Origin of the sequence: Acinetobacter sp. HR7, assembly GCF_000773685.1 — a bacterium.
In the GTDB taxonomy this organism is placed as follows: Bacteria; Pseudomonadota; Gammaproteobacteria; order Pseudomonadales; family Moraxellaceae; genus Acinetobacter; species Acinetobacter thermotolerans.
The window spans coordinates 1-16,527 of record NZ_JPQO01000018.1; the positions used below are offsets into that span (position 1 = coordinate 1).

At 45.3% G+C, this 16,527-nt stretch carries 12 protein-coding genes, 2 tRNA genes and 1 pseudogene; 5 read left to right on the forward strand and 10 right to left on the reverse strand.

Features of this window, described 5'->3' with window-relative positions; genetic code table 11:
* Positions 1-156: 156 nt before the first annotated feature.
* Positions 157-1,269 carry a transglycosylase SLT domain-containing protein gene (locus tag GW12_RS01285; protein WP_034582405.1) on the reverse strand — a complete coding sequence of 371 codons (1,113 nt, stop codon included), beginning with the start codon at positions 1,267-1,269 and terminating at the stop codon, positions 157-159.
* 367 nt (positions 1,270-1,636) lie between these two features.
* On the opposite strand from GW12_RS01285, the gene greB reads away from it, so the two are divergent.
* The 5 genes from greB to epmA all read left to right on the forward strand — a co-directional run bounded on the left by greB (position 1,637) and on the right by epmA (position 4,893).
* The gene (gene greB, locus GW12_RS01290; RefSeq protein WP_034582408.1) at positions 1,637-2,131 is read left to right on the forward strand and encodes a transcription elongation factor GreB; all 495 of its coding nucleotides are present in this window, start codon (positions 1,637-1,639) and stop codon (positions 2,129-2,131) included.
* An 88-nt stretch (positions 2,132-2,219) separates the two neighbouring features.
* Positions 2,220-2,310 (forward strand) — tRNA-Ser (locus GW12_RS01295).
* A gap of 239 nt (positions 2,311-2,549) precedes the next feature.
* Positions 2,550-2,640, forward strand: a tRNA-Ser gene (locus GW12_RS01300).
* Positions 2,641-2,854: 214 nt separating this feature from the next.
* Entirely contained in the window at positions 2,855-3,922 is a 1,068-nt protein-coding gene (locus tag GW12_RS01305; RefSeq protein ID WP_034582410.1) for a 4-phosphoerythronate dehydrogenase, read from the forward strand.
* Positions 3,919-4,893 (forward strand): EF-P lysine aminoacylase EpmA, encoded by a 975-nt coding sequence (epmA, locus tag GW12_RS01310; RefSeq protein WP_034582411.1) that lies wholly within the window; start codon positions 3,919-3,921, stop codon positions 4,891-4,893. The genes GW12_RS01305 and epmA overlap by 4 nt, the downstream gene beginning before the upstream one ends.
* A 38-nt stretch (positions 4,894-4,931) precedes the next feature.
* On the opposite strand, the gene GW12_RS01315 is transcribed toward epmA, so the two are convergent.
* The 9 genes and pseudogenes from GW12_RS01315 to GW12_RS15235 all read right to left on the reverse strand — a co-directional run.
* Positions 4,932-5,372, reverse strand: coding sequence for a GNAT family N-acetyltransferase (locus GW12_RS01315; protein ID WP_034582414.1), 441 nt, complete (start codon positions 5,370-5,372; stop codon positions 4,932-4,934).
* 152 nt (positions 5,373-5,524) lie between these two features.
* The gene (locus GW12_RS01320; RefSeq protein WP_034582416.1) at positions 5,525-6,757 is read right to left on the reverse strand and encodes a multifunctional CCA addition/repair protein; all 1,233 of its coding nucleotides are present in this window, start codon (positions 6,755-6,757) and stop codon (positions 5,525-5,527) included.
* A gap of 83 nt (positions 6,758-6,840) precedes the next feature.
* Positions 6,841-9,120, reverse strand: coding sequence for an NADP-dependent malic enzyme (locus tag GW12_RS01325; protein WP_034582418.1), 2,280 nt, complete (start codon positions 9,118-9,120; stop codon positions 6,841-6,843).
* Between the two features lie 140 nt (positions 9,121-9,260).
* Positions 9,261-12,137 (reverse strand): bifunctional diguanylate cyclase/phosphodiesterase, encoded by a 2,877-nt coding sequence (locus tag GW12_RS01330; RefSeq protein WP_034582420.1) that lies wholly within the window; start codon positions 12,135-12,137, stop codon positions 9,261-9,263.
* Between the two features lie 193 nt (positions 12,138-12,330).
* The gene (locus GW12_RS01335; protein WP_034582422.1) at positions 12,331-13,041 is read right to left on the reverse strand and encodes a 16S rRNA (uracil(1498)-N(3))-methyltransferase; all 711 of its coding nucleotides are present in this window, start codon (positions 13,039-13,041) and stop codon (positions 12,331-12,333) included.
* Positions 13,042-13,075: 34 nt separating this feature from the next.
* Entirely contained in the window at positions 13,076-13,909 is an 834-nt protein-coding gene (gene metF / locus GW12_RS01340; protein WP_034582425.1) for a methylenetetrahydrofolate reductase [NAD(P)H], read from the reverse strand.
* A 155-nt stretch (positions 13,910-14,064) separates the two neighbouring features.
* Positions 14,065-15,447: an adenosylhomocysteinase gene (gene ahcY / locus GW12_RS01345; protein ID WP_034582427.1), complete on the reverse strand. Its 1,383-nt coding sequence runs from the start codon at positions 15,445-15,447 to the stop codon at positions 14,065-14,067.
* A 306-nt stretch (positions 15,448-15,753) separates the two neighbouring features.
* Positions 15,754-16,278 (reverse strand): tetratricopeptide repeat protein, encoded by a 525-nt coding sequence (locus GW12_RS01350; RefSeq protein ID WP_034582428.1) that lies wholly within the window; start codon positions 16,276-16,278, stop codon positions 15,754-15,756.
* Positions 16,279-16,384: 106 nt separating this feature from the next.
* Positions 16,385-16,527, reverse strand: a pseudogene (locus GW12_RS15235) (IS30 family transposase); the annotation flags it as partial.

Genomic DNA, 16,527 nt, shown 5'->3' on the forward strand with positions numbered 1-16,527 from the left:
AAGCCTTGTTTTATAACATTTTGTCTTGAGAACCAATATGTTACAAAAACAGGGCTTTTTTTCTACTCTTTTTTTATATCGAACTCAGGTTACGTATTAAAAAAGCTTACCCAAGGGTAAGCTTTTTTAATAGCTGCTATTTAGATCATCCCAGACTTAGATATTAACCAGTTCCGAGCTTTTGATCTGTTCCAGATAAGAACGGATACGGGTCACATATTGCAGTGCCTGGCGATAACGGCCATTGCTGGCTTTATTACGTTCCAGATAGCTATAAATATTTACCCAATTGTCCGGATCCTTGCCTTGGCTACGGATACGGCTTTGGATTTTCTCTACTGCACCGGGCCCCATGTTATAAGCCACCAAGGCATACCAGTTACGGTCCGGCATCGGGATATGATCAAAGCGTGATAGCATCTGGTCATAATATTTCGCACCACCCTCAATGCTCTGCGCAGGGTCGGCACGGTTACTTACGCCCATCGCTTTCGCGGTTGAGCTGGTCAGCATCATCAGACCACGGACACCGGTCGGGGATACTGAGCTTGGCTTGAGATAAGATTCCTGGTAGCCGATCGCGGCGAGCAGGTGCCAGTCCAGACCGTATTGCTGAGCAGATCTCTGGAAGCTGGCCTTGTAAATGGGGAGGCGCTGACGCAGATCCTGATGGATATCATCCTTAAAATGATCTTCGACTACATTCTGATTGTAAAAGGAAGCGAGCTGATTGATTGCGCCGCTTTGCTTGCTGTTACAGACGAAATTACTAGCAGTCTGACTTAGAGGATCATTGGCGGACTTAAATACCCAGTTCAGATTGGAATTCAGGCCTTTGGACGATAGCGCACTGCCATCACCACAAGTTGCAGAGAATGCTGTCAGTTTTTTGCCTTCAATGCTGCTGATGCTGGTTGTGGTCATTGCCATATTGGCCTGGCCTTGAGCCACCATTTTCAGTGCAGTAGCATCATCATTTACAGTTTTGAATTCCAGTTTGACATTCATGTCTTTGGCATAGTTACGCACCAGGTCATAACCAAAGCCATGCAGGTGCCCGCCATCTTCAAACACGGTGGTCGGACTCTTGACCGCAACGACGGTCAATTTGTTGCTGTTGACGACATTGTTAAATTGTGCCGTGGTCTTGCTTGCATTGATGGCATGGAAGGGAACCATGGCAGTACCTAATACAAGCGCTTTTACAGGGAGAGAGTTTAATAAAGATCTTAGGCAAAGCCTCGACCCAGAAGATGAACTACTGTGCATGTTGTCTCCGCTACAAGTAATTTATGCCCTCGAAAGTTTTAGGCAAAAGAAACCACAGAACTTTCTTAAAGTTGATAAATTCAATTAGGGTTGGGCAGTCATGACGTCATTCAAAATGACTTGGGATTAACGGTATATGTGTAGAAAAACTACACAGAATAAAAAATAAGCAAAGTGAACAAGATGTGCGCATGGTAATGGTCAAAAAATGAATTGTCAAATTTTGTACTGAAAATTGTTTTAAAATGTAATTTAAGTGATTAAAATCATTAGAGAATTTTTTTGGTCTTATTTCACCTGTAGAAAATAGTGAATAAAATAGGGCTGTTAGGGAGGAAATTATGGTCATGCAAGGTGCTGAAACGCGATGAAATCGAATCTGATTACCCGGGCTGGACATGATAAATTGGTGGCAGAACTTAAATATCTGTGGCATGAAGAGCGGCCGGAAATCACCAAAAAAGTAAACTGGGCAGCCAGCCTCGGCGACCGTTCGGAGAACGCAGATTACCAGTATAATAAGCAGCTGTTACGCAAGATTGACCGCCGGGTGCGTTATCTGGGGAAGCGTCTGGAAGAACTGCGGATTATCGATTTCTCTCCAGAACAGGAAGGCAAGGTGTATTTTGGTGCCTGGGTGGAAATTGAGAATGAAGCTGGTGAGCAGAAAACCTTGCGTATTGTCGGAGTGGATGAAATTTATGATCATCATCCGCAGCATATTTCCATAGATTCTCCGATGGCGCGTGCCTTGCTAGGCAAGCAGGTGGATGATGAAGTAGAAGTGATGACGCCATCAGGCAAAAAACTCTGGTATATCAATTCCATTCGTTACGAAAAGCCGGAAGATTCCGCAAAGTAAGAAGATTGATTTTATTTTGCGCAATTGATGCTGAAATTGCTGAAAAATAATTGCCAAGCCGGATTTTTATTTATATGATTGCCGGCATGGAAGCGTGGCAGAGCGGTTTAATGCACCGGTCTTGAAAACCGACGAGGGCTTATACCCCTCCGTGAGTTCGAATCTCACCGCTTCCGCCAGATTTGCAAAACCCCAGTCGAAAGGCTGGGGTTTTTTTATGGCGATATTTTATTAATAGATTTTCTTCACCTTAATTTTACCCGTTCGAAGTCTGCCTCTAGACCATTTTCAGGAGGATATTGTGAATATGTGGATCCGCTACTATCTGACTGAAAAATAGCTGATCGAAAGGAAATTTTTATAAGTTTTACGAAAATTTATTGCCAAAAAACAGAAATATTTATATGATGGCGGCCATGGAAGCGTGGCAGAGCGGTTTAATGCACCGGTCTTGAAAACCGACGAGGGCTTATACCCCTCCGTGAGTTCGAATCTCACCGCTTCCGCCAGATTTGCAAAACCCTAGTCGAAAGACTGGGGTTTTTTTATCGGTTTAGGAAGTGGAGTGTTTTATTTACCCGATTTCCTTAAAAGTCGATTGGCTTTTAAAGATATATAAGTCACCGCAAAATTGAGAGTACTGCTTGGAGAAGAGACGGCTATACATTGGTCATTGCGTACATCCCGCGTTAAGATAGAGAAATTGTGTTGTTGGAAGGCCTTATGAAAATTGTCGCAGATGAAAATCTGGCATTCACCGATTATTTCTTTCAAGAATTTGCCGAGATTCAGCACCGTGCAGGCCGTACCTTAACTGCGGCAGATGTACAGGATGCCGATGCCTTGCTGGTTCGTTCAGTGACTAAAGTCAATGCCGAGCTGTTGGAAAGCAGCAAAGTAAAGTTTGTCGGCAGTGCGACTATTGGTACCGATCATCTGGATATTGCTGCACTGGAAAAACTAGGCATTAACTGGAGTAATGCAGCCGGTTGCAATGCACAGGCTGTCGCTGAATATGTGATTACCGCTTTATTAAAACTGCGTCCTGCATTACTCGAAGCAGGGCAGAACTTTACCTTAGGTATTATTGGTCTGGGCAATGTTGGTCGCCGTCTGGTATATATGGCAGGTTTACTCGGTTGGCGCGTGATCGGCTGTGATCCTTTTGTACAGCGTGACAATATTACACAGGTCAATCTACAAACTTTATTGGCTCAGGCAGATGCCATCAGTATTCATGTGCCCCTGACCAAACAGGGCGAACATCCTACTTATCATCTGATTAATGCCGAAGCCTTGGCACAGATGAAACCCGATACCATTCTGATTAATTCTGCACGTGGCCCAGTGGTAGAAGAAGCTGCTTTGATCGCTGATATCAAGACAACTGGGCGTCAGGTGGTGCTGGATGTATTTGAGCATGAGCCAGTGATTTCTGCGGAAGTACTGGATCTGGTCAGTCTGGTGACGCCACATATTGCCGGTTATAGCCTGGAAGGCAAGGCACGCGGTACGCAAATGGTTTATGAAGCTTTCTGCCAGCATTTTGGTTTTGCAAGCAATAAACAGTTTGAAAGTCAGTTGCCGGAATGTGCCCAATATTTTGCCGGGCAGACTTTAAAAGCTGCTTTAAAACAGCATCTCAATGAAATCTACGATATCCAGCGTGATGACACCAATCTACGTGCCTGCCTGAAAGAGGGCAAGGTCGATCAGCAGGCCTTTGACCATTTGCGTAAGACCTATCCACTGCGCCGTGAATGGGCGGCACATGGAGGGCCAAAAGCATGAGTATCGCTTATCAACCGACTTGTGATCTGAAAGCCATGCGTGCACGTGCTACCTTATTTACACAGATACGCAAGTTTTTTGCTGAGCGTGATGTGCTTGAGGTAGAAACGCCGATTTTGTCCCAGGCGGGTGTAACCGATGTGCATCTGGCCTCTGTTCAGGCACAACGTCATGTTATGGGCAAACTTAGTACACATTATCTGCAGACGTCTCCAGAATTTGCCATGAAGCGCCTGCTAGCGAGTGGCAGTGGTCCGATTTACCAGATCTGTAAAGTCTTTCGCGATGATGAGCATGGACGTAAGCACAACAGCGAATTTACCATGCTGGAATGGTACCGACCGGGCTTTAGTCTGAAAGACTTGATGTTTGAAGTGACTGATCTGCTCAATGTGGTGCTGAAACAGCGTTTTGGCGAAGTTCGTCCAACTATCCTCAGTTATAAGCATGCGTTTATGGATCGGCTGGATCTGAATCCATTACAAGCAACGTTAAAAGAGTTGAAAGACTGCTGTCGCCGTGTCGGATTAAATCTGGATTTAGGTGAAGACCGTTTGGCGTATATCGACCTGTTGTTCTCACATATGGTTGAGCCAAGTTTAGGTTTTGATACACCAGTATTTCTGACCGATTTCCCACCTGAACTGGCTTCCTTGGCGAAAACCAGAACGGATGAAGATGGCGAATTGGTCGCTGCACGGTTTGAGCTGTATATCGAAGGGCTGGAACTGGCCAATGCCTATGATGAGTTGGTCGATGCTGAGGTGCTGCGTTCCCGTTTTGAAGCGGATAATGCTGAACGGGCTAAACTGGGCGTGCATGTGATGCCAATTGATGAATATTTGCTGGCAGCTTTACCGCATATGCCAGAATGTTCCGGGATTGCCCTGGGGATTGACCGTCTGCTGATGATCGCCACCAATCAGCTCAAGTTGGAAAAAGTGATTACGTTCCCGGCGGAAATTTCATAAGTTTTTGTAATGATCAGCCTGTAAGTCATATGGGCTGATCAGTCCAGATATTTACGAAAACCGATACTGTAAGCATCAAAGCCTAAGCTGTTATAGAAAGCATGGGCGGGCAGGCGTTCCTCACGGTTACCACTATTCACCTGAATCAGTTTTAAATTTCGCTCTTTCGCCAACTTTTCAATCGCTGTAATTAAACGTTTACCTACGCCTTGTCCGCGATAAGCCTGATCTACCACGAAGGCCTGAATCCGGATATAGCCCCCATCAAATTCCCAAGTATATTCTTCAATCACACCCGCATAAGCAATCACACGGTTGTCATGCTCTACGACGAGGGTCTGGTAGTGGGGATTTTGATGTAGTTTCTGCCAGCGTTGCTGGATATTCTCAGGTGTGGCAGGATAACCCAATTGTGCAGTCAGTAGATGAATATCACGCAGGTCTTGTTCTAGCTGTAAAGGGCGAATTATGAAAGTCATAATGAGGAATGAAAGTCAAATATAAATCATGCCTCAATTTTAAGTGAAAGAGGGCTTCTCAGAATTCTAATCATTTCCGCTATTTTTATTATTTTGCAGAATAAGGAATTGGGAATCTAACTGTGAATAAGAAAGCTCCCGAAGGAGCTTGCTTAGATCACAGCGGTATGGCGTTCTTTGAGTTCACCTAGGGCATGGATACGACGTTCAATTAGCATTTCGCCAATATCGGGGCCTTGGATTTCTGGTGGCAGATCCTGCGCTTTAATCCCGCGCACCACTTGCATGGCTTCCAGCACATATTGCGCTTGCGGGTAGGCGCGATCTTCCAGACCCAAACGGCCACGCGAGTCACATTCACAAGCCTGGACAAAAGCTTCAACTCGTTCCGGACGACGCAAGACATCCAGACGTTGCAGCAAACGCCATAAAGTCCCTGGTTTGAGATTCAAAGCTTGATGGCATTTCAGGTGCTCTTTACACACCGCAATGGCTAATTGCTTAGTATAAGTTGGCACTTTCAGACGTTCACACAGTTCGGTTACCGGCTGCACACCACGCTCTTCATGCATGATATGCCGTGGTAATTCTTCAACCGGGGTAAGGGCCTTACCTAAATCATGCACCAGGACTGCAAAACGCACATCCAGATTGTAATTCTGGCGGCAGGCCTGCTGCAGTGACATCATGGTATGAATACCACAGTCGATTTCCGGGTGATATTCAGGACGTTGTGGAATACCGAATAAGGCATCAATTTCCGGAAACAGCACTTTTAACGCGCCACAGTCGCGCAGCACTTCAAAATACACTTCAGCATGCGGTTCCATCAGGGCACGGGATGTTTCTTTCCAGACTCGTTCCGGTGTCAGTGCATTCAGTTCGCCAGTCTCTGTCAATCGGCACATTAACGCCAACGTTTCTTCTGCAACATGGAAGCCCAAGCCGTGATAGCGTGCCGCAAAACGCGCGACACGCAGTACGCGCAGTGGATCTTCAACAAATGCTTCTGAGACATGGCGCAGGATCCGGTTTTCCAGATCCTGCTGACCGCCATACGGATCATGTACTTTACCGGATTCGTCCATCGCCATGGCATTGATGGTCAGGTCACGGCGAATCAGGTCCTGTTCCAAGGTGACACTGGTATCGGTATGAAATTCAAAACCATGATAGCCGGTACCGGATTTCCGTTCGGTACGTGCCAGTGCATATTCTTCTTTTGTTTCAGGATGCAGAAAAACAGGGAAGTCTTTCCCAACCGGCTGATAGCCTAGGCTGAGTATTTGGTCGGGGCTGGCGCCAACGACGACATAATCTCTCTCGTGATAGGGGTGTCCGAGCAAGTGATCTCGCACTGCACCGCCTACTAAATAAACTTGCATGAAAAAACCTCTATTCTTAGAAGCATCATGCTACAGAATAGAGGTTTTCTCAAGTCAAGAAACTCGGCGTTCGCCGTGTTTGCTTATAGGGCGTCTTGTTCCGCTTGCTGGATTTCTGCAACTGTCAGTGCAGTCATGTTCACCACACGGCGAGTGGTCGCTGTCGGGGTCAGAATGTGCACTGGTTTAGCAGCACCCAGCAGGATAGGACCAATGGTCACGTTGTTGCCCGAGGTTGCTTTCAGCAGGTTAAACGAAATGTTCGCTGCATCCAGGTTTGGCATGATCAGCAGGTTCGCAGAACCTTTGAAGCGTGAGTTCGGGAAAGCAAAGTGACGGATATTTTCGTCCAATGCTGCATCACCGTGCATTTCACCTTCAACTTCCAGTTCAGGTGCGATTTCAGACAGAATATCGAACACTTTACGCATTTTTTGCGCGCTCAGGTCATCCTGATCTGAACCGAAACTGGAGTGAGAAAGCAGGGCAACACGTGGGGTAATACCAAAACGACGTACTTCTTCAGCTGCCAGAATGGTCATTTCTGCTAGCTGTTCCGCAGTTGGATTACGGTTGATGTAAGTATCCGCGATGAACAGGTTACGTTCTTCCAGCATCAAGGCATTCAGGGTAAAGAAAGTGTTATGGCCTTCTTGTTTGCCAATCACATTGCTGACGAAGTCCAAGTGAATGTCGTAGCTAGAGTAAGTACCACATAACATACCATCCGCTTTACCATGACGTACCAGCATGGCTGCAATCAGGGTAGAACGGCGACGTGCTTCACGGTGCGCATATTCAGGTGTAACACCTTTGCGCTTCATGATGTTGTAGTAGTCTTCAGCAAACATTTCGTAGTCAGGGTTGTTTTCCTGATCCACGATGGTGATATTCACACCATTTTCCAGACGTAGGCCCAGTTTTTTGATATTGGCTTCGATCACGGCGGTACGACCCACTAGGATCGGTTCAGCCAGACCTTCATCCACTGCGATTTGAACCGCACGAAGTACGCGCAGGTCTTCACCTTCCGCATAGGCAATACGTTTCGGATTGGTTTTTGCCTGAGCGAAGATTGGTTTCATCATGAAGGCTGAGTTATACACGAACTCAGACAGACGTTGACGGTATGCAGAGAAATCTTTGATTGGGCGAGTTGCCACGCCAGAATCCATCGCTGCTTGTGCAATGGCAGGGGCAATTTCCAGAATCAGGCGTTGATCCAATGGACGAGGAATCAGGTAGTCACGACCAAATGAAGCTGATTTTTCACCATAAGATGCAGCATCAGCTTCTACGTGTGCCATACGTGCAATCGCGTGTACGCAGGCAATCTTCATTTCTTCGTTAATCGTGGTTGCACCAACATCCAAAGCACCACGGAAGATGTACGGGAAGCACAGTGCATTGTTCACCTGGTTTGGATAGTCGGAACGACCAGTCGCCATGATCACGTCAGGACGTGCTTCATGTGCAAGCTCAGGCAGAATTTCTGGATCTGGGTTTGCCAGTGCGAAGATGATTGGATCTTTGGCCATTTTCTTGACCATGTCCTGAGTCAGAATGCCAGCAGCAGACAGACCGAGGAACATGTCTGCGCCTTCCATTACGTCTTCAAGCTGAGTCGCTTCGATGTCTTGCATGTATGCTTTTTTAGACTCGTCCAGACCTTCACGCTTAGTCGTCAAAAGACCACGTGAATCGGCAACAATGATATTTTCTTTACGGGCACCCAGCGCGCACAACAGGTTCAGACATGACAATGCCGCTGCACCCGCACCTGAAGCCACGATTTTGATGTCTTCAATTTTTTTGCCATTAATCAGCAGTGCATTCAGCAGGGCAGAGCCGACGATGATTGAAGTACCGTGCTGGTCATCGTGGAACACAGGAATGTTCATGCGTTCACGCAGTTTTTGCTCAATATAGAAACATTCGGGTGCCTTGATATCTTCAAGGTTGATACCACCAAAAGTTGGCTCTAGTGAAGCGACGATATCGACAATTTTATCTGGGTCATTTTCTGCGATTTCGATATCGAATACATCTACACCCGCGAATTTTTTGAAGAGTACGCCTTTACCTTCCATAACCGGTTTAGACGCTAAAGGACCGATGTTACCTAAGCCCAGTACAGCTGTACCATTACTGACCACTGCGACCAGGTTACCGCGTGCAGTATATAAAGCCGCAGTCGATGGATCGCGTTCAATCTCTAGACAAGGTGCAGCCACACCTGGCGAATAGGCCAGAGCTAAATCACGTTGGTTGACGAGTTGTTTGCTTGGAGTGACGCTGATTTTGCCTGGGGTTGGAAATTCGTGGTAGTACAGGGCCTGTTGTTTTAAAGATTGATCGTCCATTAGTCTCTCGAGTATTTCAATGGTTACCCAATTGCAGGTAACAAAACCGTTGAATACAGGAGAATATATCACTAGTTCCCTACTTCGCACAGTAAAACACCAGTGATTTTTCGAATAAATTATGAGAATGAAGACTTTATTTATACCTGATAGGTATAAGTCTCAGGCTCCATATTTTTTTCAAGATATTCAGTTGCCTGCTGTTCCGGCAGCGGTTTTGCGAACAAATAGCCTTGGGCAATATCGCAGTCCAGCTTATGCAGGAAGCTCATCTGTTGATCATTTTCAATACCTTCAGCCACAACGATCATGCCCATGGCCTTGCCCATCGCGACCATCGCACTGACAATCGCTTCCTGTTTGCAGTCACCAATTTTGGACACAAATGCCCGGTCAATCTTCAGAATATCAATCGGGAAATCTGCTAAGTAAGAGAGCGAAGAATAACCAGTTCCGAAGTCATCCAGCGAGATCTTGATGTTACGTTCCTTGATCTGGTTGAGTACATTCTTCACCGTTTCCGAGTTTTCAACCAGTGAAGATTCGGTAATTTCCAGTTCCAGACTTGAGCCAGAAATGCCATTGGCTTTAATTGCTTCATCCAGATCATCAATCAGCTGACCACGACGTAGCTGTTGTGCCACGATATTCACTGATACACAGATATTCAGGAAACCTTGTTCATTCCATTTGCGGATCTGTTTGGCCGTTTGCTGAATCACCAGCTGACCAATTTCCGAAATCATACTGGTCTGCTCGGCCAGTGGAATAAACATGCCCGGTGGAATAATGCCTTTTTCCGGGTGATTCCAGCGGATCAGGGCTTCAAAGCCATAGATACTTTGGTCATTAAAATTGATTTTTGGCTGGTAATACACAATCAGCTCACCATTCTGAATCGCTTTACGCAGATCGCGTTCGATGAAAATCCCTTGTTCCAGTAGTGCGGTATTCTCATTGGAATAGAAGTAAACCGTATTTCCGCCGAGATTTTTCGCTTCAGCCAGCGCCTGTTCGGCGCAGTTATTTAGATAATCCAGCTGACGGCCATGCTCTGGATAATAAGCAACACCCATCGAAACCGTGATTTCATAATCCTGTCCAAAGACATTAAATGGCTTAGTAAAAGCTTTGGCAATACGATCACAATGTTCCTGCACCGAAGGACGGATATGCGAGATTTCATACAGAATTGCAAAATCATCACCGTTGAGATGCGCAACAAATAGCGCCTCTGCATTGGTCAGGCGTAAACGCTGAGCCACCTGACGTAAAAGTTCGTCACCGCCATTATTGCTCAGGTATTCATTTAGCGGGCGGAAACGGTCGATATTGAGACGGATCACCGCCATCTGCTTGATCGAGTCTTTCTGGGTGACCAGATACTGGTGCAGCTGGTAGTTGTAATAGAAACGGTTTGGCAGATCAGTCAGCGTGTCATAATTTTCTAAATAGGAGAGACGCTGTTCCTGTAACTTGCGCTCGGTCAGGTCTGACACGATCCCGATATAGTGAGTAATTCGGCCTTCATCATCCATGATGGCATTGATATGCAGCCAGAGCGGCATTTCCTTGCCAGACAGGAATTTCTCATTCAGCTCACCATCAAAGGAACCGATCTTCACCACCTGTTTGATGATGCTGGAATGAATACTGCGCTGTTGCGACTTGTGATTTGCCGTAATATCAAACAGATGTTTGCCGATAATCTCGTGACGCTCAAAACCGGACAGATGCTCGAAGAAGGGGTTAACTTCGATATAGCGTAGCTCATTGTTGAGGATGAAAATCCCTTCAGCGGCCTGTTCCAGTACGCTGGCTGCCAGTTTTAAACGTTCCTGAGAATTACGTTCTTGTTGGATATCGCGACGGATGCCGACCATGCGTAGTGGCTTATGGGTTTTCGGATCACGGCTAATCACGCGACCAATATCATGTACCCAGTTCCAGACTCCTTGGGTATTCTGGATACGATAAGTCGCTTCATAGCGCTCACTGAGACCACGCAGATGCTGCTTCATCATAGCTCTAAAGTGGGCAATATCATCCGGATGGATCAAATGATGCAACTGCGCCTGATGTTCACGGGAATTACGCTGGATTTGTTCCTGCTTGAAATTGGTCAGGGTGATTTTACGGTCTTTGATATTCCAGTCCCATGGGCGGATCCCGGCAATCTCGTGCGCCAGTTCCAGGTTTTGATGCTGGTCTTGCAATGCACGGTTAATCTGCTCGATATCAAAAGTCCGTTCACGAACCTTCTGTTCCAGTAACTGGTTATTCAGTTGCAACTGCAGTTCAATATCTTTGGATTTATTGACTTCGGTCTGCAGCTGTTTGCACAGTTCATCTGTCCAGGAAACCTGCTGTTCAGCATTGGTAACCAGCAAATTGTTTTGTGCATACAGACGCGAAGTCCGTCGATGAATCCGGTAAGTACTGTTGGCACAGAGCAGAATCACAATCATCGAGAAATTCAGCGCCAGGCTGATAAATGGATTGATGGAATGTAATTCGGTGATCTGTAAATAGAAAAATGGCACTAATGATGGCAAAAACACCAGACAGAAATAGCTGAGTTTCTGGGTTAGATAGGTCAGACCGAAAGCTTGGGTGACCATAATCAGCAAGCCGGTCAGTGTCAGTGCTTCAACCTGCTCGAATGCAGGATTGACCTGTGGCAGATGGAAATAGATGGTAAAGAGACCAACCGCAATACAGATGCCCACCAGCAGACACTGGGTTTGCAGCCAGCGATGTGCAGTCTCGAGTTTATAGGCATTGGGCTTGAAATGAATGGTACTGATCAGCCAGCACATACTGACCACAATTTCGGTCAGGATAAACCAGAGGTTGAAATAGCTGTCCGCCGGGTGATAGTGCAGCTGGTAAATGCAGTAAATATAAAGGCAAACGAGCAAAATACTCAGCAAAAAGTATCTACTGTGACGAACCGTATTCACGATTTGTGCACTATTGAGATGCTGCTGGATATAATCATCCTGATTATTGATCATTACTTAAATGCCTTTTTCTACACTGCGTAATTCTGCGTTGTTTTTATTAGTGGCCCTATAAGAATTTGTCTTATCATTTAATAGGTCATTCATTTTTATCTGCTTAATACTAAAGCGGTTAGAAATAAAAATCTATCAAATACATGACAAATTTTTACAATTGATAGTGAATCAAAATTGGGCATGGGAGAGATTAGAATTTGTAATTCAAAATAGACAATGCCACCACAGGTGCAGTCTCGGTACGTAATACACGTTCACCAATGCACCAGTTCACAAAGCCTTTAGTATTCGCTGCTGTAATTTCAGCTTCACTCAAACCACCTTCTGGGCCTATCAAAAGTGCCAGTTCAGGAGTAGCTTCTTTAAGGACATCCACTTCATTTTTGTTCGGTGCCAGTACCAGTTTTGTTGCCGGTAATTCACTGTTCAGCCAATTTTCTAGAGAAAGTGGCGGCAGAATTTTGGGAACAATATTCATTCCACACTGTTCGCAGGCTGCAATTGCTACACCTTGCCAGTGATCCAGTTTTTTCTGGTCACGGTCGTATTTTAGGCGCATTTCGCAGCGTTCAGAAGTGAGAAGTTGAATTTCTGAGACACCTAGCTCAACCGCTTTTTGAATTGCATAATCCATGCGATCACCTTTGCTCATCACTTGACCGAGCAGGGCTTTGAATTTTGGTGTACGGTTGGCTGGATTAAAGCTGTTGACCTGAACTGAAGCCGATTTTTTAGATACTTCGGTCAGTTCAACTTCATATTCTCCCCCTTGTCCATTGAACAAGGTGGCGATTTCACCGACTTGAGCGCGTAAAACTTTAACCCAGTGATGAAACACGGTTTCAGTCAGTTCAATAGTGCTATCTACTGCTAAATCGGCTTCAATATAAAAACGTGGCATTAAAGTTTTACTCGCAAATCAGTGAATTTACTTGTTAAAGGCCGAGGTCTTTAACCAGTTGACGGGTTGGATCAGTAGTATTCATGGTGTAGAAGTGCAGGCTCGGCGCACCGCCAGCAATCAGGCGTTCACAGAATTTCACTACAACTTCATGACCAAACTTTTTGATGCTTTCAGTGTCATCACCATAAGTCGCCAGTTGCTTGCGGATCCAGCGAGGGATTTCTGCACCTGTACCATCGGCAAAGCGAATCAGGTTGCTGGCATTGGTGATTGGCATGATGCCGGGTGCTACTGGAATATCAATTCCTGCTTTCTGGATACGCTCTACAAAGTAGAAATATGCATCTGGATTAAAGAAGAACTGAGTCAAGGCCGCATTAGCACCTGCTTTGACTTTTTCCACAAAGTGCTGAATATCTTTGTCAAAGCTTTCAGCTTGCGGGTGCATTTCCGGATAGGCCGCTACTTCGATATGGAAATGATCGCCACTATGCTCACGGATAAAGCGAACCAGATCCTGAGCATATGGCAGTTCACCTAAACCCACCTGACCTGATGGTAGGTCACCACGCAGGGCAACAATACGGTCAATACCTTGTGCCTTATAGATATCTAGCAGTTCAGCAATACGTGCCTTGTCATCACCGATACAAGATAGGTGAGGGGTAACCGGTGTGCCTTTACCGTTAAATTCCTCAATGGTATAAAGCGTACGTTCACGTGTTGAACCACCTGCCCCATAAGTCACAGAGAAGAATTCCGGATTCAGTAGTTGCAGTTCTTGGTGCACAACTTTTAGTTTTTCCGCACCAGCATCAGTTTTGGTTGGGAAAAACTCAAAAGAAATTGGAATTTGTTTAGACATGTTCAAATCCTTTTTATAAATACTTGTATTAATTCTTTACCCTCACCCTGACCCTCTCCCAGAGGGAGAGGGGAACCTTACGGTAATTAATTCAGGGAAAAGTCCTCTCCTCTCAGGAGATGAGGAACATCATTCCGCAAGGGAGAGGTGAAAAATTAGTATTTATAAGCGTCAGATTTAAACGGACCTTCAACAGATACGCCCAAGTAGTCTGCCTGTTCTGGAGTCAGTTGAGTCAGAACACCACCGAAACCTGCAACCATCGCAGCAGCAACTTCTTCGTCTAATTTCTTAGGCAGAATTTCTACACGGATGTTTGCAGCTTTTTGATCTTCTGGAAGGTCAGCAAATTTCTCAGCGAACAAGTGCATTTGCGCCAGAACCTGGTTCGCGAATGAACCGTCCATCACGCGTGAAGGGTGACCAGTCGCATTACCCAGGTTCACCAGACGACCTTCAGACAGCAGGATCAGGTAATCATTTTCATTTTCTGAACGATACACCTGGTGGACTTGAGGTTTCACTTCAACCCATTTGTAACCACGTAAGTAGTTGGTATCAATTTCAGTGTCGAAGTGACCGATGTTACAAACCACTGCACCAGCTTTAAGGGTATCCAGCATTGCAGCATCACATACATGGTAGTTACCAGTTGTAGTAACGATAAGATCAGTATTTTGTAGAAGATCAACGTTTACGTCTTCTTTTTTGCCTGTTTGAACACCGTTTTTGTATGGAGATACAACTTCGTAACCGTCCATGCATGCTTGCATTGCACAAATTGGATCGATTTCAGATACACGTACGATCATGCCTTCTTGACGAAGAGACTGCGCAGAACCTTTACCTACGTCACCATAACCAATTACCAGCGCACGACGGCCAGAAAGCAGCATGTCAGTTGCACGTTTGATCGCATCATTTAGAGAGTGACGGCAACCGTATTTGTTGTCGTTTTTAGATTTAGTTACTGAGTCGTTTACGTTGATCGCAGGAACTTTTAGCGAACCTTCTTTCCACATTTCGTGCAGACGAGCAACACCTGTAGTGGTTTCTTCAGTAATACCGTGAATTTTTGCAAGAAGTTCTGGATATTTTTCGTGAACAAGTGCAGTTAAGTCACCGCCATCATCCAGAATCATGTTGGCATCCCAAGGTTTGCCATTTACATTAATTTGTTGTTCCAGACACCATACATATTCTTCTTCTGTTTCACCTTTCCAAGCGAATACAGGAATACCGCGAGCAGCGATTGCAGCAGCAGCGTGGTCTTGAGTAGAGAAAATGTTACAAGAAGTCCAGCGTACTTCAGCACCCAGCTCAACCAGCGTTTCAATCAGCACTGCTGTTTGAATGGTCATGTGGATACAGCCGAGGATTTTTGCACCAGCAAGTGGTTTAGCCGCTGCATAGCGTTTACGCAGGCCGATCAGGGCTGGCATCTCAGCTTCAGCAAGTTTGATTTCTTTACGGCCGTAGTCAGCTAGGGAAATATCAGCAACTTTATAATCTGTAAATGAAGCATTAACCGCGTTCATCACGATCTCCTTATAAAAACAATAATTGATCATTCAGTTCGCGGATGCCGTTGTTGGTGGGTCTTGAACAAGACTACCGATCGTCGAGCCTGGCTATTCTTACATTTATGTGCCTGTAAGACAGTTGCAGCATCCCTCGACTAGCGGGCTATTGTACTTGGAAATTAATTTGGTTCCAATCCGAAATTGTTTAATATCTGACTAATAAAAAAATTTTGAAAATATTTTGAGAAAAAACCTGATATTTGAAAACTGAAATAAAGTTTTATTCTCGTAAAAAAGCCCATCATTGGATGGGCTTCTTATTTACTCTATTTCTTGTTCAATTTCATCTGCTTTTGTAGTCCAGTAATCTGCCTGTATGTCATCAGCTTCAATACCTAAACCGTTGGCATAGATAAATGCCAGGTCACGCATCGCCTGAACGTCTCCCCATTCTGCTGCCTGTTTCACCAGATCAATCGACTTGGCAACGTCTTTTTCGACTACATCACCACGGCGGTAAAAAGCAGCCAGTTCTAAGGTTGCTGCCGGGTGTTTTTCGAAATGGGCTTTGCTGAGCCAGTAATAGGCTAACTCAAAGTGAGCCTTAGACTCTTCAGGATCTTCCTCAACGATTTCTTTCGCATACACGGTATAGCCTTCGCCTAGCCAGTACATAGCTTCCACCAAACCATTGTTGGCAGCTTTTAGTGCCCATTCTTCAGCCAGAATGATGTCATCTTCATGCTCGCTGTGCATATACAGCTCAGCCAGTTCAAATTGTGCTTCGGCATCGCCAGCTAGGGCACGGTTTGCCAGAGTGGCAGGGGGAGAAACACGCTCAGTCATTTTTAAATCTCAATAATCTTTTGTGTAGATTAAAAGGTTCAAAATAAAAAAGCCAATATTGAAATAGTGATAAAAGATTTTTTGATAATTTTAGAGAAAGGCGGATTCAAGCGGCAAGTGCAACAGTATAAAAACCAGCCATAACTTCACTCGGTGTATACCAACCTAGCGTTTTTCTAGGACGATGGTTGAGTGCAAATTCTATCTGCTCTATTTGTTCGTTTGACACGTCCTCNAACGATGATGATT